The organism is Roseburia zhanii (assembly GCF_014287635.1).
Lineage (GTDB): Bacteria > Bacillota > Clostridia > Lachnospirales > Lachnospiraceae > Roseburia_B > Roseburia_B zhanii.
Genome location: NZ_JACOPH010000016.1, coordinates 1 through 18978, shown reverse-complemented (window position 1 = coordinate 18978; position 18978 = coordinate 1). Strand labels below are relative to the sequence as shown.

General features: G+C 34.8%; 17 protein-coding genes. 15 read left to right on the top strand and 2 right to left on the bottom strand.

All coding sequences use genetic code 11. The features are described 5' to 3' along the window. Positions 1–5: 5 nt before the first annotated feature. The 13 genes from H8S17_RS13745 (at position 6) to H8S17_RS13685 (ending at position 13033) form a co-directional block, all read left to right on the top strand. Positions 6–623 carry a sugar transferase gene (locus H8S17_RS13745; RefSeq protein ID WP_186867662.1) on the top strand — a complete coding sequence of 206 codons (618 nt, stop codon included), beginning with the start codon at positions 6–8 and terminating at the stop codon, positions 621–623. Between the two features lie 17 nt (positions 624–640). Further along, positions 641–1273 carry an acetyltransferase gene (locus H8S17_RS13740; RefSeq protein ID WP_186867661.1) on the top strand — a complete coding sequence of 211 codons (633 nt, stop codon included), beginning with the start codon at positions 641–643 and terminating at the stop codon, positions 1271–1273. Further along, entirely contained in the window at positions 1270–2364 is a 1095-nt protein-coding gene (locus tag H8S17_RS13735) for a glycosyltransferase family 4 protein (RefSeq protein ID WP_186867660.1), read from the top strand. The genes H8S17_RS13740 and H8S17_RS13735 overlap by 4 nt, the downstream gene beginning before the upstream one ends. Positions 2365–2409: 45 nt before the next feature. Continuing rightward, the gene (locus H8S17_RS13730) at positions 2410–3309 is read left to right on the top strand and encodes an ATP-grasp fold amidoligase family protein (RefSeq protein WP_186867659.1); all 900 of its coding nucleotides are present in this window, start codon (positions 2410–2412) and stop codon (positions 3307–3309) included. A 13-nt stretch (positions 3310–3322) separates the two neighbouring features. Further along, a complete protein-coding gene (locus H8S17_RS13725; RefSeq protein WP_186867658.1) occupies positions 3323–3643 on the top strand; it encodes a sugar-transfer associated ATP-grasp domain-containing protein in 321 nt (106 codons plus the stop codon). 9 nt (positions 3644–3652) lie between these two features. Then, positions 3653–4603 carry a DUF6625 family protein gene (locus H8S17_RS13720; protein WP_186867657.1) on the top strand — a complete coding sequence of 317 codons (951 nt, stop codon included), beginning with the start codon at positions 3653–3655 and terminating at the stop codon, positions 4601–4603. Positions 4604–4609: 6 nt separating this feature from the next. Continuing rightward, positions 4610–5791, top strand: a complete 1182-nt coding sequence (locus H8S17_RS13715; RefSeq protein WP_186867656.1) for a glycosyltransferase family 4 protein — start codon at positions 4610–4612, stop codon at positions 5789–5791. Then, on the top strand, positions 5788–7299 hold the full coding sequence (locus tag H8S17_RS13710; protein WP_186867655.1) for a lipopolysaccharide biosynthesis protein: 1512 nt from the start codon (positions 5788–5790) through the stop codon (positions 7297–7299). The genes H8S17_RS13715 and H8S17_RS13710 overlap by 4 nt, the downstream gene beginning before the upstream one ends. Before the next feature lie 56 nt (positions 7300–7355). Next, positions 7356–8546 (top strand): EpsG family protein, encoded by a 1191-nt coding sequence (locus H8S17_RS13705; RefSeq protein WP_186867654.1) that lies wholly within the window; start codon positions 7356–7358, stop codon positions 8544–8546. Then, entirely contained in the window at positions 8543–9433 is an 891-nt protein-coding gene (locus H8S17_RS13700; RefSeq protein ID WP_186867653.1) for a glycosyltransferase family 2 protein, read from the top strand. Before H8S17_RS13705 ends, H8S17_RS13700 begins: the two co-directional genes overlap by 4 nt. Before the next feature lie 49 nt (positions 9434–9482). Continuing rightward, positions 9483–10415 (top strand): hypothetical protein, encoded by a 933-nt coding sequence (locus H8S17_RS13695; protein WP_186867652.1) that lies wholly within the window; start codon positions 9483–9485, stop codon positions 10413–10415. A gap of 165 nt (positions 10416–10580) precedes the next feature. Then, positions 10581–11612 (top strand): acyltransferase family protein, encoded by a 1032-nt coding sequence (locus tag H8S17_RS13690; protein WP_186867651.1) that lies wholly within the window; start codon positions 10581–10583, stop codon positions 11610–11612. Between the two features lie 332 nt (positions 11613–11944). After that, positions 11945–13033, top strand: coding sequence for an NAD-dependent epimerase/dehydratase family protein (locus tag H8S17_RS13685; RefSeq protein ID WP_186867650.1), 1089 nt, complete (start codon positions 11945–11947; stop codon positions 13031–13033). Between the two features lie 55 nt (positions 13034–13088). Here H8S17_RS13685 and H8S17_RS13680 read toward each other — a convergent pair whose 3' ends face one another. Then, positions 13089–14564 carry a nucleotide sugar dehydrogenase gene (locus tag H8S17_RS13680; RefSeq protein ID WP_186867649.1) on the bottom strand — a complete coding sequence of 492 codons (1476 nt, stop codon included), beginning with the start codon at positions 14562–14564 and terminating at the stop codon, positions 13089–13091. Between the two features lie 527 nt (positions 14565–15091). On the opposite strand from H8S17_RS13680, the gene H8S17_RS13675 reads away from it, so the two are divergent. Then, positions 15092–16903, top strand: coding sequence for a Na/Pi cotransporter family protein (locus tag H8S17_RS13675; protein ID WP_186867648.1), 1812 nt, complete (start codon positions 15092–15094; stop codon positions 16901–16903). 85 nt (positions 16904–16988) lie between these two features. On the opposite strand, the gene H8S17_RS13670 is transcribed toward H8S17_RS13675, so the two are convergent. Continuing rightward, positions 16989–18014 carry a hypothetical protein gene (locus tag H8S17_RS13670; RefSeq protein ID WP_186867647.1) on the bottom strand — a complete coding sequence of 342 codons (1026 nt, stop codon included), beginning with the start codon at positions 18012–18014 and terminating at the stop codon, positions 16989–16991. 214 nt (positions 18015–18228) lie between these two features. On the opposite strand from H8S17_RS13670, the gene H8S17_RS13665 reads away from it, so the two are divergent. Then, complete coding sequence (locus H8S17_RS13665; RefSeq protein ID WP_186867646.1) at positions 18229–18636, top strand: hypothetical protein; 408 nt, start codon at positions 18229–18231, stop codon at positions 18634–18636. The last annotated feature ends 342 nt before the right edge of the window (positions 18637–18978 follow it).

The following is an 18978-nucleotide window of genomic DNA, read 5'->3' as shown; positions in this document are numbered from 1 at the left end:
TATCTATGTATGCAAAATGTTTTAAAAGAGTAATTGATTTTTGTTTAAGTCTTATTGGTCTTATCGTGTTATCACCATTGATGCTTTTTTTAATGATTTTAGGAGCAATATTTATGGAAGGAAATCCGTTCTTTATACAAGAAAGACCAGGTAAGGATGAAAGGATATTCAAACTGATAAAATTTCGGACAATGAATAATCGCAAGGATCAAGATGGTAAACTTCTTCCAGACGAGGTGCGTCTTAATAAGTATGGCATATTTTTGAGAAGCACTTCTTTAGACGAACTTCCAGAATTAATTAATATCATTAAAGGAGATATGGCGATTGTAGGACCAAGACCATTATTAGTTAGATATCTTGATCGATATAATGAGGAACAACATCATAGGCATGATGTCAGACCCGGACTGACCGGTTATGCGCAGGCACACGGCAGGAATGCAATATCATGGGAAGACAAATTTGCAATGGATGTATGGTATACGAAGCATATTACATTTCTGGGTGATATAAAGATATTGATCGATACAGTGATGGTGGTGTTTAAGAGAAGTGGCATCAGTTCTGAAACTTCTGCTACGATGAAAGAATTTATGGGGATGCGGGATTCTGTAAAATAATTTATTGGTGAGAAAATATGAAAGATTTGTATATTATTGGTGCAGGTGGCTTTGGGCGTGAGGTTGCCTGGCTGGTAGAAAGAATAAATGATGTATCTTTTGAATGGAATTTGAAGGGATTTATAGATGATGATGAGTCGATTTGGGGCTCAAAAGAAGATGGATATCCGGTTTTGGGTGGATGTGAATATCTGAAAAAAATAGGAGATGTCTATGCAGTATGTGCAGTTGGATCAGCAAAGGTTAGAAAGAAGATTATTAATAAGCTTGCGGATAGTCAGGTTAGATATGCAACATTAGTAGACCCTTCGGTTATAATGTCAAAAAGAATTCGTGTCGGTGAAGGAAGTATAATTTGTGCAGGAACTATAATTACTGTGGATGTAATAATTGGCAAGCATGTAATTGTAAATCTCGATTGCACACTCGGACATGATGATATAATAAATGATTTTGTGACGATGTATCCCAGTGTCAATGTGTCTGGCAATGTAGAAATCGGAGAATGTTCTGAATTAGGAACAGGGGCACAGATAATTCAAGGCAAAAAGATTGTGCCAAATACGATTATTGGAGCTGGAGCTGTTGTAGTGAAAGATATTGAGGAGAAAGGAACTTATGTAGGAAGTCCCGTGAGAAAAATTAGATGAAGATTTTAATATTAGCCAATAATGATGTGGGATTGTATAAATTCCGTAAAGAATTAATAGATGCGTTACTAGAAGAAAATGAAGTGATTATCTGCCTTCCATATGGTGAATTTGTTGATGAATTAGAAGCAATGGGATGCAAATTTATATCGTGTGATTTGCTAGAGCGACATGGAACTAATCCAATTAAAGAGTTAGAACTTATTTCTTATTATAAGAAAATAATCAGAAAGACGATGCCGGATATTGTTTTTACATATACAATAAAGCCGAATATCTATGGAGGTATTGTATGCTCAAGGCTAAATATTCCATACGTGGTAAATATTACAGGACTAGGTACTGCTGTGGAAAATGCTGGAGCTATGCAAATGATAACGGTATATTTGTATAAACTGGGACTTAGAAAAGCACAGAAAGTTTTTTTTCAAAATACTGAAAATAGAGATTTTATGTTGCGTAAAGGCGTAGTAAATGGAGCATATGATATGCTGCCGGGATCTGGAGTAAATCTTCAAAATTATGCTGTGTCAGAATATCCAAAAGGAGAAACGATAGATTTTGTTTTTGTTTCACGTATTATGAAAGAAAAGGGAATTGACCAGTATTTAGAGGCGGCTAAGGTAATAAGAGAAAGATATCCGGAAACGAGATTTCATATTTGCGGATTTTGCGAACAAGCATATGAAAACAGACTTAAGCAAATGACAGATGAGGGTATAATTATTTATCATGGGCTAGTTAAAGATATGGCTGCTGTCTATGCGAAAATGAGTTGTACTATTCATCCAACATACTATCCAGAAGGGCTAAGTAATGTGTTGCTTGAGTCCGCAGCATGTGGAAGACCTATTATTACAACTGATCGTTCGGGATGCAGAGAAGTTGTTGATGACGGTATAAATGGATATGTAATTAAGGAGAAAGATAGTCAGGATTTAATTGATAAGATTGAACTTTTCCTAAAAAAGAAGCCAGAAGAGCGAAAACAGATGGGGTTGGCAGGAAGAAGAAAAGTCGAGAAGACTTTTGATCGTAAAATAGTTATTGAAAAATATTTGAATGAAGTAAAAAACTTAGGCTGTAAATAGAATATTTTTAATATATAAATTTTCAAAAACAATATGGAGAAAATGATGGCAGATAGTATAAAGACAAGGATTAAATTGAACATATTACGGATGTTTGACTGGATGTCTGATGAGAAAATGATAAAAATCCAGTATAGGCTGAAAACAGGTCGTAAATTAAACCTAAAAAATCCTATAAGATATACAGAAAAATTGCAGTGGTATAAATTATATTATAAAAATCCATTAATGGCAAAGTGTGCTGATAAATGGGAAGTGCGAGAATATATCAAAAATAAAGGGTATGAGCATATCTTAAATAAATGTTATGGTGTTTATGATAATCCAGATGACATAGATTTTGATAAATTACCAGATAGCTTTGTTGTAAAAATAACAAATGGTGCAAGTGGAATCGGAATAGAAATATGCCATGACAAAAATAAAATTGATTTAGAAGAATTGAGAAATAAACTAAAACAATGGCTAAAAAAGAAATCATCGAAAGGTGGAAGGGAATGGGTTTATTCTAAATATCCACCAAGGATTATAATAGAAGATATAATTTTACCAGGCAGAGGAGAAGAAACATTGGTTGATTACAAATTTTTCTGCTTCAATGGCGAACCATATTGTCTGTATGTAATGAATGAAAGATTTACTAATACAGGTGTTAGACAAAATATTATGGATCTTGATTTTAATATAATGCCTTATATGAGAGAAAAAATTGAACCTATTCGTACAAAATTAAAGAAACCTAATAACTTTGAAGAAATGATAAAAATCGCAACAGATTTATCAAAAGATTTCCCATATGTCCGAGTGGATTTATATAACCATGATGGTAAAATATATTTTGGTGAGTTAACGTTTTTCCCGGAAAGTGGATATTATGATTTTGAACCAGACGAATTTGATTTTATATTAGGAGAAAAGTTTGTTTTACCTCAAAAAATGCAGTAATATGTGAGTATATATGTTAGGAGGATTGTTAGAGAGGGGAATTAAGCAGTATTGTGAACCGGTTTTTATACATCCTGATTCAAGAATTATATTTAAAGATTATCAATTGCCATATTTTGAACGATTTTTTGAAGCTGCGAGAGAGTTGCATAAGTGTCTACCATCTATAGGTATCGTAAATTGGGACTTTGCTATGAATGACAAAAATCAAGTGGTATTGATTGAAAGTAATTTAATATGTGGAAGTATTTGGCTGATTCAAAATGCTTGGGAAAGTCTGTTTTTGAGGAAAACACAGAGTATATTCTTCAAAAAATCAGAAAAAAGTAAATGAGGTTGAGGAATGAAAAGAGCATTAATTATTGCATGTTACATAGGCAAATTACCAGAATCTATAAATATGTGGATAAAGTCATGTGCGTACAATAAAGATTATGACTTTATGTTAGTTACGGATGATAAATTATATGACGATATCCCTGAAAATATTACTGTATTAAGTCAATCTCTAGATGATTTAAAAAAAAGATTCCAAAAGTGTTTCGATTTCAATATTTCATTAGAAAAACCATATAAATTATGTGATTTTAAACCATTATATGGAATTGCTTTTGAAGAATATGTAAGAGAATATGAGTTTTGGGGACATTGTGATGTAGATATGGTATTTGGAAATATTAGCAGTTTTTATACAAATGAAATATTTGACAAATATGATAGGATAGGTACTTATGGACATTTAATTTTATATAGAAATAATTATGAAATTAATAATCTTTATAAAAAGAAAGGAACTCCATTTTCATATAAAAAGGTCTTTACATCAAAGTATAACTATGGTTTTGATGAACAATATGGATATAATATATTATGTAGGAAATATGAAATAAAATGGTATGATTGTGGACATAAATATTGCTTAGATAAAAAGAGAACCCTACCATATTCTTTTGCTGAAACAGACAATTATGAACATCAGGCGGTGGTGTTTAAAAATGGTAAAATATATCATGTATATGATGATGGAAGAGATGTTATCTACAAGGAAAAAATATATTATCATTTTACGGGAACCAAATATAATTTGAAGAAGTTGTCCGATGAAATAGTTTTTGAATATAATGAGTGTAGAAATTTAAATGATGATATAAGATTATATTTGTCTAAAAGGTCAGTAAAATGCGATAGGGGATTGTCTCTGTTGGTACGAATCAATGCTTTTTGGAGAAGGAGCCTTTATCAGAAATATATTTTTATTAAACAAAAAATATATTATTATGTTTTGTGGAGATAAATGATTATGAAAATAGTTTTTACTACATTTACATATTATCCTAATAAAGATGGAGTTCAAATGGTAACACAGTATATGGCTGAGGGATTGGTCAAGCTAGGACATGAAGTTACTGTTGTTACTCATATGAGGGAAAATCTCGTCAGAGAAGAAGAATATAAAGGAGTTAAGATCGTTAGATTTATTGTAAAGTCAATAATTAAAACTTATTATGGGGAGAAAAGGAATTTCCAAGAGTTTTTGCTCTCTAACTCAGACCAAATTGATGTTTTAATAACTGTATGTGCAAATACGGCATTTGCAGAATGGACATATCCATTGGTAGATAAATTGAATTGTAAAAAAATAATGTATCAACATGGTATGTATGATGGCCATCTGCATTTGAAACAGGCTCATTCTTTTATACGCGTGGCAAAGCAGTTAGTTCTTACTCCATATTGGGAGGTATATCATCGCCTTCACTGGAAGCAGATTATGAAGTATGATGCATGTGTTCATCTGTTTGAAAATGACAGTAGCCACAAATATTTCAAGGAGCATGGCTTTAAAAATAATGAAGTGATACTAAATAGCTGTGATCATGAGCCGTTTGAGCCTGCAACAGACACAGACAAGACAGTTGTAAAAGACTTGGGAATCGGAGACAGATTTTTCCTTTATGTAGCAAATTTCTGTGCAAGAAAGGATCAGATGCTTGCATTAGAGAACTTCTACCAGTTAAACGAAAAGGATACCGAGCTTGTATTTGTCGGATCGAAGGACAATGAATATTTGCAAGGACTCATTGAGCGAAAGAATCAGTTGGACATGGAATACAGCACTGAAAAGAAAGTGAAATTTATTACAGAATTGCCAAGAAATAAGACAGTATCGCTCATCAGAGAGTGTTACGCTTGTCTGATGACAAGCAATAATGAGTATTTACCAATTACATTGATAGAAGCAATGGCTTGTAATAAGCCTTTTATTTCTACCAACGTAGGGGTAGTCGCTAAGCTTCCCGGTGGAGTCATTGTCAATGAAGGTGAAGATGTAGCCTATTGGATGAGGTATTTTATCAATCATCCTCAGTTTGTAGAAGACATGGGTAAGATAGCAGGTACTTATGTACGTGAGAATATGTATATAGAGGACAAGATTAAACAATTAGAGAATCTTATAGGACGGGTGTGTGCAGCCAGATGATAAGCAGAACAGAGCATACAAAACGAAATATTATAGCGGCCGTGGTTGTACAGATAGTGAATATAGTAATCAAGTTTGTTGTTCGTACTATTTTTATTTACACACTTGGAAAAGAGTACCTTGGAGTCGGCGGTGTCTTCAACAATATATTGACAGTGTTGTCGTTGGCCGAGTTGGGTCTTGGAACTGTCATAGTCTATGATATGTATAGGCCTATATCGGAGAACAATGAGACAAGAGTAACACAGCTCTATCAATTTTATAGAGATGTGTATGCGGGTATTGGCATATTTATAGCGGTGCTTGGAAGCTTGTTAATGCCATTTCTGGGATATCTGATTACAGATGTACCAAATGTAGGGAATATACAATTTCTGTATGTACTTCATTTGGGAGACTCTGTAGCCACATACTTCTTTGCCCATAGCAGATCTTTGCTTAATGCATATCAGCTGAACCGTATTAATTCAAGAAACACGCTGCTGATGTCAGTGCTTAAAACGATTCTAGAGATAATTGTGTTGATTGTCACCAAGAGCTATGTCATCTATATGCTTGTGCAGATTTTTGTGACGATATATGGCGGATATCTGTTAGACTGTAAAGCAAAACAGTTATTTCCCTTTGTCAAGAATAAGGTTGAAAAGCTGGATGGTGCAAGCAAACGAAAGATTTTTTCTAATGCATTCAGCATGATGAATATTCGCATTAGTCAGACCCTAATTAATGCAACAGATAATCTCTTGATTTCGGCTATGATCAGTACGGTATTAGTTGGAATCTATTCTAACTATAGTATGATTACGCAGATTATTCTGACAACTGCATTTTTAATTGAGTCGTCGATGGCAGCAAGCATAGGGAACTTATGTGTATCTGAAGGAAAAGAAAAGAAACGAGAAGTGTTTGCCAGACTGCAATATCTGTACTCTTGTTTATTTGGAACTATTATGATATTCCTTTTTGGATTGTTCAATCCGTTTATTAAGTTGTGGCTTGGTACAGACTATCTGTTATCAGAGAAAATTGTCTTTGTAGTTGTATTCAACTGTTACTTATCAGGTATACATCAGCCGGTTGAGGCTTATATTAATGCAGATGGAGTCTTTAAGCACTTCCGATTCAAGCCTGCGGTAGAGGTAATTATCAATTTCGTTGTGTCTATTGTGGGTGCAAAGCTATGGGGAATGGTCGGAGTCTTCTTGGGCACGACATTTTCACATGTACTGACGACGCTGTGGTTTGATCCATATGTGCTTTACAAATACTCTTTTTCAAATGGATTAAGAGACTACTTCAAACGGTATTTTAAGTCACTGATGCTTGCTATTGTTGTAACCTTGATTACCGGTAAATTCATGAGTTTAGTTACATTCGAAGGAATTATAGGATTTATCATAGATATAGTTGCTTGCGGCGTGACAGCTCTCGTGTTTATCGTGATCAATACGGATTATAATAATCGGGAGTGGCTGAAAGGACGCATAAAGACTGTGTGGAAGGGATAATATTGAAGACGGAGGAGTATGAGCGTACTCATAGAGGATGAGCATACAAGAGAAATATGGAATATAATTTTTGGCTATTTTATCTGACTGGAATGGCTGTAGCTTTTCTTAGTCTTTTTACAAAACAGAAAAAAGCATTGCAAATCATTACGTTGGTATGTGCATTTATGGTATTGTCATCGTGCGTGCCGTCGCATATAATGTGGAACGATCTCAATAATTATGAGGTAAATTTCAACTCATTGGTAGAGTTTTATCCAATCAAATTAGCAAATGATTGGGCTTACTATAATAGCATGTACATATGCAAATTATTAGGAATGTCTTATATGGAAGCTAAGTCTGTTTTGCTTTTGATTTCGCTCATACTTATTTTGATTGCTGTAGGAAAGTTTACACAAAGAGGAGTGGGGTTTGTATTTTTATTCTTCATGTTGCATTTGATATTTAATCAGGCACTTATACTTCGTAATTCGATTGGATTTTCGGTTTTATTGTTGGGAATAGATGGACTTATAAAACCGGAGACTAAGCATGGAGGCTGGAGGTTTGTTTTATTTACAATCTTAGGAGCTCAGTTCCACTCGATGATATATCTGTATTTGCCATTAATAGTTGTGACATGGAAATGGGAAAACTTAAAAAAATACAGAAAATTGTTGACCGCTGCTCTTATATTTGGAGTGTTAGGATTGATTGCATCAATAAGGGATAATGAGTTAGTTTCCATAATGGCAACATTTATTGGGAACTTGATTGGAAGTGAGAAATACATCCACTATGCAGTTGCATTAGGTCGATACGCATGGTTGTCAGTACTGCTGATTTGGGGGGCTACAGTCATAAATGCGTGGTATGTAGGAAGATGGGTAAAGGGTGATATTAGTATCTCGTCTAAATCCATCCGAATTATTGATGGACTTCTGATAAACACAGAGAAATCCGTAACGATTAATAAATGGCTGGAGCGAATGCAGCTAATATTATTACTTTGCTCAGTATATATTCCTCTTGCTATTCTCACTCTACACCAGTCCAGATTCCTAAAGTACATGACAATTGTAAACTTTATATATATGGCGATGATGTATGAATATACCCCGGATAGAAATAAAAGGAGATACATTTTTCTTTCAACATTGATGTTGACCCTATTGTGGTTGTACTTTGATATGAATATCTATGGTGGATACTCGACAGAAATTCTAACGTACTACGTAGTTAATGGAAGGTGGTTTTGGGAATGAAATTAACAGTTTTTACGCCATCCTATAATCGGGGGAGGGAGCTGAAAAACCTATATAATAGCTTGATAAATCAGAATCTTGATGACAACTATAAACACGAGTTTGAATGGCTTATTATAGATGATGGTTCTACAGATAACACCGGTGAGATTGTTGAAAAGTTAATAAAACAGCATGAAATCAATATAAACTATCAATACAAATCAAATGGTGGCAAGCATACTGCACATAACTATGCTGTGGATTTGGCAACAGGAGATTTTTTCTTGATCTGTGATTCTGATGATGTACTGACACAAGATGCTATTCAGACTGTTTTTGATACAATTTCAGATATACAAGCAGATGAAAAAGTTGCCGGAATGGTAGGTTACAGACATTTGCAAGCCGAAGACGGTAGTTTTGACAATATGCAAATTAAGTTCCCTGAAAATGCAGCTAATGTGAAATTAAATGATATGTTTGATGTAACAGGTGTTTTTGATACAACGCAGATTTATCGGACAAATGTACTGAAAAAATTTAAATTTCCGGAATATAAAGAAGAGAGGTTTTTTCCGGAGAACTGGTGTTGGAGAAGCATAGATAAGCAATATTGGGTGAGAGTGATACCTGTGGTCTTAGAAACTGGGAAATATCAAATGGATGGATATTCGATTGGAAGTGCAAGCCATGTGGCAGCTCCAAATAAAAATCCAAACGCCAATGCAGATTATGCCTATTTATATTATGAAACGATGCATGGATTAATTAAGCGCATAGGATATTATGGGAAATATAAAGCTTTTCAGAGACATGGGCAACAGACAAAACATAAAGAAAATGTATTGTTGAATATTTTGTCTGTGCCGTTCCAACATTATTTTGAAAACAAATATTTTAAATGAAGAGTGATTTCAGAATAAAAAAAGCAAATATGTACGAGGTGGTGTTTGAATGAAAAAGAGCGTTTTTTTAACAAAAGGAAAAAAGGATATGATTGCTAGTGGACAATACGACGAGTATATATTTGCATCACCAGTCTATAGATTTGATAACGCTGTTTGTAAGATCTTGGCTAGAATAAATGTAAAGCTGAGATTACCTTTTTTAGTATACTTTTTAGGAGATTGGGCAAAAAATATTTTGGATTATGATTTGATAATATGCGAAGGTTTAAAAGGCCGCAGTTGGGTTTTTGAGTATATTTTAAAACACAAAAAAGAAGGATGCCGCGTGATTATGTGGCATTGGAATAAAATATATGAGAATGAAATAAATCCGCAAGCTGAGTTGGCAATGCACTGTGAGCAGTGGAGTTTTGATGCTGATGACTGTAAGCAATATAATATGCATTTTAATACACAGTACTACATGGCAAAAGAAGCTGACTATGACAATCTAATAAAATGGGATTTGTATTTTGTTGGGAGTGATAAAAACAGAGCAGAACTCATAAAGAAAATCGAACAATATTGCAAAAGTATAAACTTGATGGCTAATTTTCATGTGGTTGCAGATGCCAGTTCTAAAGTTAGTACTGGGGAAAGATTTTATCGCAAACCAATTTCATATGAAGATAATATTAAAAATGTCATTCATTCTAAAGCTATTTTAGATGTCCCATTAAAAGGACAACATGGATTGACATTGCGAGTTTTAGAGGCATTATATTTTCAAAAAAAACTAATAACATTTAATTCAGAAGTTAAAAATTTGGCTTTCTACAATGGCAATAATATATTGGTTTGTCACGATGAAACAGATATAGAGTTGATTGGTTATTTCTTACAGCAGCCATATGTTGATACGGAAGAATGTGTAGAGGCTAGGAAGTATTATTCCTTTAAAGAATGGATGAAACGGTTTTGGAGACTTAATAGTGATTGAATGGATATGCATATATATGGATTAGAAATTTTTGAAACCTGCAGAAAAGAAGCTATATAGGTTAGCCTCACTGTGGTAAATTTCTCGTCAATGCATAAATACATGGTGATAGGTACAATGAAAATTTTTTGAAGAAAGTTGTTGAATAAGAATATGGAAAATCAGATGATCGACAAACAGAATATAGAACGAAAAAAAGAATTTGATTATGCTAGGGGAATTGCGATTTGTTTAGTTGTACTAGGGCATATGACGACTTACCCTAGAATTGCCAGACAATTCATTTATTCATTCCATATGCCATTATTTTTCATTTTATCAGGAATAACATTTTCTTTAAGTCAAGAGAATAATACAAGTATATTTTTAAAAAAGAGAATAAACTCGATCATAATCCCTGCATATTTTTTTGAATTAGTGATGTATATATGGCAAATTGTAAAAAACTGTTTTGAACATACATATAGCAGAATCTCATTAATTAGGCGTTTTTTTGGAATTGTACTTCAAATCGGTTATTCTGATTACACTGGTAGTTTGTGGTTTTTGTTCACGCTATTTTTAGCGTTAATGATTGCACACTTTATTCTTGTTAAACAAAAAAGAAATTTTCAGATTGTTTTTGCATTTATTTGCTTAGTGAGTTCTTATTTGTTTTGTAACTATTATAATGATGTATATCTCGTTTGGCATTTTGAAGTGGTTCCTTTAGCTGTTTTTTATATATGTTTTGGCTATTGGATTAGCAAAATATTAAAAAAGAAATTAAGCAGATTAACTCTTTTTAACTCGACACTTGTGTTTCTTGGATTAGGATTTGTTATGTTTTTTTCTTTTGACATAAATTTTGCATTTGATTCGCATAGTTTTGGTAATGTATTTACGGATGTAGCAACTGCGATTCTATTTTCTGCTGCTATTATTTGCTTTAGTATGTTTTTGTCTCAAGGTAATAAAACTTATAAAATTCTCGAATTTATTGGAAAAAACAGTATGAGTATATATGGTATACAGGCGATTATGGTAGGTATTTTAAATACAATAATCTGGCATCTGTTTGATGAGAAAGTTTTGTATTCCGGAAGAGGTTATTTAATTTCGCTAGTGTCATTTGTAATTTCTATGATAGCGGATTGTTTGTTTTGTCATATATATAATAAATATATTAAAAAACATTTGCCGTTAATTAAAAGTTGATTAACACGTAAATTTGATAGAGATAATTGTAATCAAAGAAAGAGAATATTTGTTCTGATTTTCGGCATGACAATTAGATTGCGAAGTTATATCAAATTATAGAGAGTAAATTTTTTTGTATAATTATTTTTATAATACAATTTTGCACTTGAATGAAGAAAGGGCGAATGCTAGAACTAAACAGCTGATAGAAGATTTGGAGAATTAGCTTAATAAAGACAATAAACAATAATGCCAGTAAGTTATTGAATATTACGTTGCGGTGGAATACTCAGTTATAAAATGGGATGCCATGCATTTTAAGTAATTTATTTTTAGGGAGATAATCAATAATGAAGCAACAAAACATATCGTTAGAAAACAAAACAATATTAGTAACCGGGGCTGCAGGTTTTATCGGTTCTAACTTGGTTATGGAACTTATCCGTATGGGAAAACCAATGCAGATCATTGGTATTGACAATATGAATGACTACTATGATGTTTCTATTAAGGAATATCGTCTTAGTCAGATTGAGACAATGGCTGCAGAAAGAGAGGATCTTTCGTGGAGATTTGTAAAGGGCAGTATTGCAGATAAGAACTTGATTAATCAGATTTTTACAGAACATAAGCCTTCTGTAGTTGTCAATCTTGCAGCACAAGCCGGTGTCAGATATTCGATTACCAATCCTGATGTGTATATCGAAAGTAATTTGATTGGTTTTTACAATATCTTAGAGTCTTGTCGTCATTCCTACGATGATGGACAGGCTGGTGTAGAACATTTGGTTTATGCCTCATCCTCGTCTGTATATGGAACAAATAAGAAAGTGCCATATTCGACGGAGGATAAGGTGGATAATCCTGTATCATTATATGCTGCTACAAAGAAGTCAAATGAGTTGATGGCACATGCGTACAGTAAGCTCTATAATATTCCATCGACCGGTTTGCGTTTCTTTACGGTATACGGACCAGCGGGAAGACCGGATATGGCATACTTTGGTTTTACCAATAAGCTTCGTAACAATGAAACAATCCAGATTTTTAATTATGGTAACTGTAAGCGTGATTTTACATATGTAGATGATATTGTAGAAGGTGTAAAGCGTGTTATGCGGGCTGCTCCGGAGAAAAAGATGGGAGAAGACGGTTTACCGGTTCCACCATATGCTGTTTACAACATCGGTAATAACCAACCGGAAAACCTGCTTGATTTTGTAGATATTCTGCAACAGGAACTGATCTGCGCAGGCGTGCTTCCGGCAGATTATGATTTTGAAGCGCATAAGAAGCTCGTTCCAATGCAGCCCGGCGATGTTCCGGTCACTTATGCGGATACGAAGGCCTTAGAAGAAGACTTTGGCTTTAAACCGAATACAAGTCTCAGGGATGGACTTCGGAAGTTTGCTGAGTGGTATAAGGAATTTTATATGTAGTATGGATATAACAATATAAGAAAGGGAAGCCATTATGTGACTTCCCTTTTGGAATTTAGTCTCTTTTGAAAATATCTCTTGTATATACCTTGTCTTTCACATCATCCAGACAGGAATCATATCTATTAGCGATGATAGAATGTGACATTTTTTTGAATTTATCCAGATCATTAACAACTTCACTTCCAAAGAAGGTTTCTCCGTTTTTCAGTGTTGGTTCAAAGATAATGACCTTAGCACCTTTGGCTTTAATACGTTTCATAACTCCCTGAATAGAGGACTGGCGGAAGTTATCGGAATTACTCTTCATGGTAAGACGATATACACCGACAATAACTTCTTTTTCTTTAGAAGCATCCCACTGGCTGTTTGCTTCATATCCACCGGTAATCTCAAGAACACGATCAGCAATGAAATCTTTTCTCGTTTTATTACTTTCCACAATCGCACTCATCATATTTTGCGGTACATCATTATAGTTGGCAAGGAGCTGTTTGCTATCCTTAGGCAGGCAGTAACCGCCGTATCCAAAGCTCGGGTTGTTATAATGCGTTCCGATACGTGGATCAAGGCAGACACCATCAATGATATCCTTGGTATTCAGCCCTTTCATTTCTGCATAAGTATCCAGTTCATTGAAGTAGGAGACGCGGAGTGCCAGATAAGTATTGGCAAAAAGCTTAACAGCTTCCGCTTCAGTAAATCCCATAAATAACGTATCAATATTTTCTTTGAGTGCCCCTTCCTGCAGAAGAGCAGCAAACTGGTGTGATTTTTCTATAAGTCGTTCATCTTCCTTATCAGTGGATACGATAATGCGGCTTGGATAGAGGTTATCATATAGTGCTTTGGATTCACGCAGAAATTCCGGACTGAAAATAATATTTTTTGTATTGTATTTTTCCCGAACAGATTTTGTGAAGCCAACAGGAATGGTTGATTTGATGACCATGATGGCATCCTGATTGACGGAAAGTACAAGCTTGATCACATCCTCAACAAGTGAAGTATCAAAGTAGTTCATCTTGCTGTCATAGTTGGTCGGTGTGGCAATGACAACGAAATCAGCATCCTTATAAGCAGCTGCACCATCCAGTGTGGCAGTCAGATCCAGATCTTTTTCAGCCAGATATTTTTCAATATAATCGTCCTGAATTGGGGATTTGCGGTTGTTGAGCATTTCTATCTTTTCCGGGATCACATCAACGGCTGTGACATGATTGTGCTGTGCAAGCAGTGTGGCGATGGAAAGCCCTACATATCCTGTTCCGGCTACTGCGATATTGAGTGGTGATGGTGATTCAATCTTCTTGCTGGCTGCATTGATAAATACATCGTCCAGATCGAAGCCCAGTGCTTCTCCGAGAGCTTCCAGCTGGGGGATGGAAGGATAGTAATCTTCCTGCTCCAGTCTTGAAAGCTGTGCTCTGTTAATGCCGGTTTTCTCGGCAAGCTGTACTTGTGTCAGCTTGGCAGCCTTTCTTTTGGTTTCAACAATTTCAGCAAGAATTGTTGTGGATAGTTTTTTCATTTTAAGTTCCTTTTTTCCTGATTGTTATTATAAATAACATTGCTTTGAGCAAATTTCAAGATGTAAATCCTTTGTAGAATAGCACTGTTAGATAAACTATGCAATAGATAATTGAAAAAATGTAAAATTGAAAGAAAATGTTCTAAAATAGCATAAAAAGTTAATAATAATAACAAAATGTATAGTAAAGATAAGTTCTTAGGATAGCCGTGATCTTCACAAATCAATCCTTGTAATTTTTCAGTACCCAGTTATTTGTGTCGTCTTTTTTCAATGTATAAGGCATTTCAGATAACAGTTGAGCATTAGGACTCAGACAGTAGCTTTGCTGGTAAACGATAACATATGGGCAAGGGAATTGTTAACAAATATGAAAATTATATTGTAATTTCCCATATTTGTAATGTATAATAGTTTTTGAATGTGAATGTAAACAAACTGTAAAAAGCAGGTAAAGCATTTGAAAAGTGTAACTGGGAAGCTATGGAATAGTTACGAAAAAACATAAAAAAGAAGAGGATTGCACAATGGGCATTACAATGATTCTATCGTTATTGAGCGGTGTAGCACTGTTTCTATTCGGTATGTCTTTAATGGGAGATGGGTTAAAGAGGGTTGCAGGAAATAAGCTGGAATTGATATTGTACCAGCTGACAAATACACCGGTCAAGGGGATACTGTTAGGAGCAGTTGTAACTGCCATCATCCAGTCATCTTCAGCAACAACCGTTATGGTTGTCGGTTTTGTAAATTCCGGTATGATGAAAGTCGCACAGGCGATCGGGATTATCATGGGGGCAAATATCGGAACAAGTATTACAGGCTGGATATTATGTCTATCCTATATTGATGGTTCAAGCGGGATCGCACAGCTTTTATCAACGGCAACGATTTCAGCAATCGTGGCGATCATTGGTATCATCTTTAAGATGTTTTTGAAAAAAGCTGTCTATAAAAATGTGGGAGACATCATGCTTGGATTTTCCATTTTGATGGTAGGAATGCAGACGATGAGTGGCGCAGTTTCACCATTAAAGGAAAGCGAAGAATTTGTTCATGTACTCACAATGTTTTCAAATCCGATCGCAGGTATTATCGTAGGTATTTTATTTACGGCAGTTTTGCAGAGTGCATCTGCGTCAGTCGGTATTTTGCAGGCGTTATCAGTTACCGGAGCTATCAGCTTTGCAACAGCACTTCCAATCACGATGGGAATTGGTGTAGGGGCAGCCTGTCCGGTATTGTTATCATCGATTGGAACGAATAAGAACGGAAAACGTACCGCATTGATCTATCTGATCAATGACCTGTTTGGTATGGTATTCTGGTCAATCGTATTTTATTCTGTCAATGCGATCGTTCATTTTGATTTTATGGATACGATTTTAGGACCGATGCAGATCGCAATGATGAATACCGTATTCCGTACAGCGACGATCCTGATACTGGTGCCATTTATCAAGTATATTGAAAAATTAGTATTTACACTGATCAAAGATTCACCGGAAGATGAAGAAGAACAGGCAGATTTTGATCTGTTAGAGGAACGTTTTTTGGCATATCCGGCAATTGCGATCAGTCAGAGCCATTTAGCCATGAATGGTATGGCGAAAAAAGCAAGAAAAAATATTTTCCGTGCATTAAGTCTGTTAGAAGGATTTTCACAGGATAAATTTCAGAAAGTACAGGAAAAAGAGAATCTGATCGATAAATATGAAGATAAGCTGGGCACTTATCTGATGCAGCTTACCGGAAAAGAAATGGATGCATCACAGACAAAGCAGGTTTCTAAATTTTTACATACGATCAGTGATTTTGAACGTTTAGGAGATCATGCAGTAAATATTGCTGAAGCAGCATATGAATTATCAGATAAGAAGATTGAATTTTCCGAAGAAGCCGGTTATGAAATGAATGTGCTCGAAGATGCAACAAGAGAAGTTGTAGATCTGGCAGTCAATGCATTCTGGGAAGACGATTTGGAAGTAGCAGCGAAAGTAGAGCCGCTTCGTGAACTGATCGGTATCTTATGCGACGAATTAAAGCTGCGGCATATTGCCAGACTTCGGATGGGCAAATGCGATATGAAGCAGGGATTTGTCTTTAATGATCTTTTGAATAATTTAGAGCGTATTGCAGCACATTGTTCTAATGTAGCAGTTGCGATGATAGAATTAGAGGCTTCGGATTTTGATACACACGAATATTTAAAGAGTGTTCGTGAATTGAAAAATGAGGACTATATGCAGTGCTTTGAAATGTATGAGAAAAAATATAATATCAATGGCTTTCAAAGCAGCAAAAAGAATAAGAAAAAAACAGTTTCCAAAGAAGACTGACAGCTATAAAGAAAAAACTTCCTTAGACAACAGGGACATTCCTGAATGTTTAAGGAAGTTTTTTACAGAATAAAATGATCGCTTTTTATAGCATTTGCAGTTCGTTTAATTTTTCCATAAACTGTTTCTTTAATAACTGCTGTGATACAGATGCACTGTAAAACAGGGAAATAGCATGAGCGTAGGCACTGTCATACTGAACGTGATACCATTTTAATTTTTCTTTCCAGTTATCTAGTGTGATGATTCGGTCTTCATCTAAATGAAAATCAAACAGGTTGCGGCGCAGTTCGTAGGTAACTGCATAATCTAACAGGTGTTTCATTTTATCACATGCAGCCGAAGGATTCCCTGTCTGCTCAAAAGTAAGAGCACCATAACGGTATAGACCTGCAAGCTGGGAAAATGGATGTTTTAACTGCTGTAAACCATCAGCAGCTGTACATTCGTTTAATGTCATATCCTGTGCCTGCAGAGTAGCAAGCGATAGCGTTGAGATCAACTCCTGAAATTTCAGGTTGCTCCTGCAATTGCTGATTTCGAAATATTCATCCATAAAATTATAAAGAATGAAATCTTCACAGGTAAAATGCCATTCTTCCTGATAATGTTTAGCAAATTCCGGAAGAAATTTCGGCAACTGTGCCGGTGCATGACATGCAATGTAAAAAAGACCTCCAAAGAATGTGCAGGCATCTGTAATCTCAAATGGCAGATTATTTGAAGAATCAGAAAAATCGATCTCCAAAATCGCAGGGGAATATTTCGAAAAGATCTGATGCAGAAAACGGTCTTTTTGCATTGCAGAGTCCTCTGACAGCCAGATTGCATAATATAGAAGAACAGAGTCATAGCTGTCTGAGCGGAATGCAGGAGAAAAATAAAAATCTTCTGCTAAGTAGCCGCTTATCATTTCAAAAGAATCTTCTGAAAGCGGAGCATCTGTAAGCTGATATAAAAATGGTACGATGTCATGGGAACTGCTGTCTGCTGAAGTCAAAAAGCGGTACAGATCATAAATCTGGAAACGTTTCATACCATTTGGATTTTCACGGATATAATCAGTGATCAATACAGGAGAAAAATAAGGCTCAAGATAATTGTTTGTCATAGGTAATTACTCCTTTTCGTTCGTAATATGGGAAATAGGTAAGGTACTAATGTACCAATACTAAGTATAGTTTCAAAAAAAGAATAAGTCAAACGTTCTTTGACAGTATTTCTTTCTTATATTAAAATGAAGAAAGAAAAACAGAATGTCTTTCCGAAATCTTTAAAATAGAGAATTCAGGGAGTAGATAAATAGTATTGGGAGGAAAAAGCATATGAAAGAATTTCTTTATACGATCGTTTATATGATCTCAAAAATACATAACCGGCTGATGGGGCTGAATGATGCATATGAATATAACTTTTCTGATAAAGAGCTGCACTTTATTGTGATCGGGGTTTTAGGAATGTTGATGATTTTTGTAGTCTATCCGTTTTTTAAATCCTTAGCAAAACATGATCATATCATGGTGATCGCATGGATCTATGTATTTACACTGATCATCGTGATCACATTTGCAATCGAGATTGGACAGAAAGTCACAAATACCGGAAATATGGACTTTGCAGATATTGTTTTTGGCGTTGTCGGATTTATCGTATTGTTCTTTATATTTTCCTGTATCAGGGCAGTGTATCACCTGATCGTAAAGCTGATCCGCAGGAGATTCCATGAAAAATAGCAGAAAATGTAAAAAAACAAAAAAAATAAAAAAAGTGCTTGACATATGAATATAAATGGGTGTATTATAACTGAGCTGTCGAAAATAAAGTGTTTGAGACAGTAAGAAAAATAAGACAGTAGTCAGAAAATTCTTGATATATCATATAAAAAGTTTTTGAAAGAAAAACAAAAAAAGGTATTGACAGATAAAAAGAAACATGATAAACTGACGAAGTCATTTGAACGAACATTGATAACTAAACAGTGAAATAACCTTGAAAGATTTTGAGAATCATTAAGAAAAACAGGGTGACAGACTGAACTGTGACAGACTTGTCTGGAACAGGTCGGGATGACAACC

What these genes read in the sequence shown, in the direction of transcription:
- H8S17_RS13720 (WP_186867657.1), top strand. Translation starts at nt 3,653, where the DNA reads ATGAAAAGAGCATTAATTATTGCATGTTACATAGGCAAATTACCAGAA.
- H8S17_RS13700 (WP_186867653.1), top strand. Translation starts at nt 8,543, where the DNA reads ATGAAATTAACAGTTTTTACGCCATCCTATAATCGGGGGAGGGAGCTG.
- H8S17_RS13675 (WP_186867648.1), top strand. Translation starts at nt 15,092, where the DNA reads ATGGGCATTACAATGATTCTATCGTTATTGAGCGGTGTAGCACTGTTT.
- H8S17_RS13705 (WP_186867654.1), top strand. Translation starts at nt 7,356, where the DNA reads ATGGAATATAATTTTTGGCTATTTTATCTGACTGGAATGGCTGTAGCT.
- H8S17_RS13730 (WP_186867659.1), top strand. Translation starts at nt 2,410, where the DNA reads ATGGCAGATAGTATAAAGACAAGGATTAAATTGAACATATTACGGATG.
- H8S17_RS13690 (WP_186867651.1), top strand. Translation starts at nt 10,581, where the DNA reads ATGATCGACAAACAGAATATAGAACGAAAAAAAGAATTTGATTATGCT.
- H8S17_RS13710 (WP_186867655.1), top strand. Translation starts at nt 5,788, where the DNA reads ATGATAAGCAGAACAGAGCATACAAAACGAAATATTATAGCGGCCGTG.
- H8S17_RS13735 (WP_186867660.1), top strand. Translation starts at nt 1,270, where the DNA reads ATGAAGATTTTAATATTAGCCAATAATGATGTGGGATTGTATAAATTC.
- H8S17_RS13725 (WP_186867658.1), top strand. Translation starts at nt 3,323, where the DNA reads ATGTTAGGAGGATTGTTAGAGAGGGGAATTAAGCAGTATTGTGAACCG.
- H8S17_RS13680 (WP_186867649.1), bottom strand. Translation starts at nt 14,564, where the DNA reads ATGAAAAAACTATCCACAACAATTCTTGCTGAAATTGTTGAAACCAAA.
- H8S17_RS13745 (WP_186867662.1), top strand. Translation starts at nt 6, where the DNA reads ATGTATGCAAAATGTTTTAAAAGAGTAATTGATTTTTGTTTAAGTCTT.
- H8S17_RS13670 (WP_186867647.1), bottom strand. Translation starts at nt 18,014, where the DNA reads ATGACAAACAATTATCTTGAGCCTTATTTTTCTCCTGTATTGATCACT.
- H8S17_RS13665 (WP_186867646.1), top strand. Translation starts at nt 18,229, where the DNA reads ATGAAAGAATTTCTTTATACGATCGTTTATATGATCTCAAAAATACAT.
- H8S17_RS13685 (WP_186867650.1), top strand. Translation starts at nt 11,945, where the DNA reads ATGAAGCAACAAAACATATCGTTAGAAAACAAAACAATATTAGTAACC.
- H8S17_RS13715 (WP_186867656.1), top strand. Translation starts at nt 4,610, where the DNA reads ATGAAAATAGTTTTTACTACATTTACATATTATCCTAATAAAGATGGA.
- H8S17_RS13695 (WP_186867652.1), top strand. Translation starts at nt 9,483, where the DNA reads ATGAAAAAGAGCGTTTTTTTAACAAAAGGAAAAAAGGATATGATTGCT.
- H8S17_RS13740 (WP_186867661.1), top strand. Translation starts at nt 641, where the DNA reads ATGAAAGATTTGTATATTATTGGTGCAGGTGGCTTTGGGCGTGAGGTT.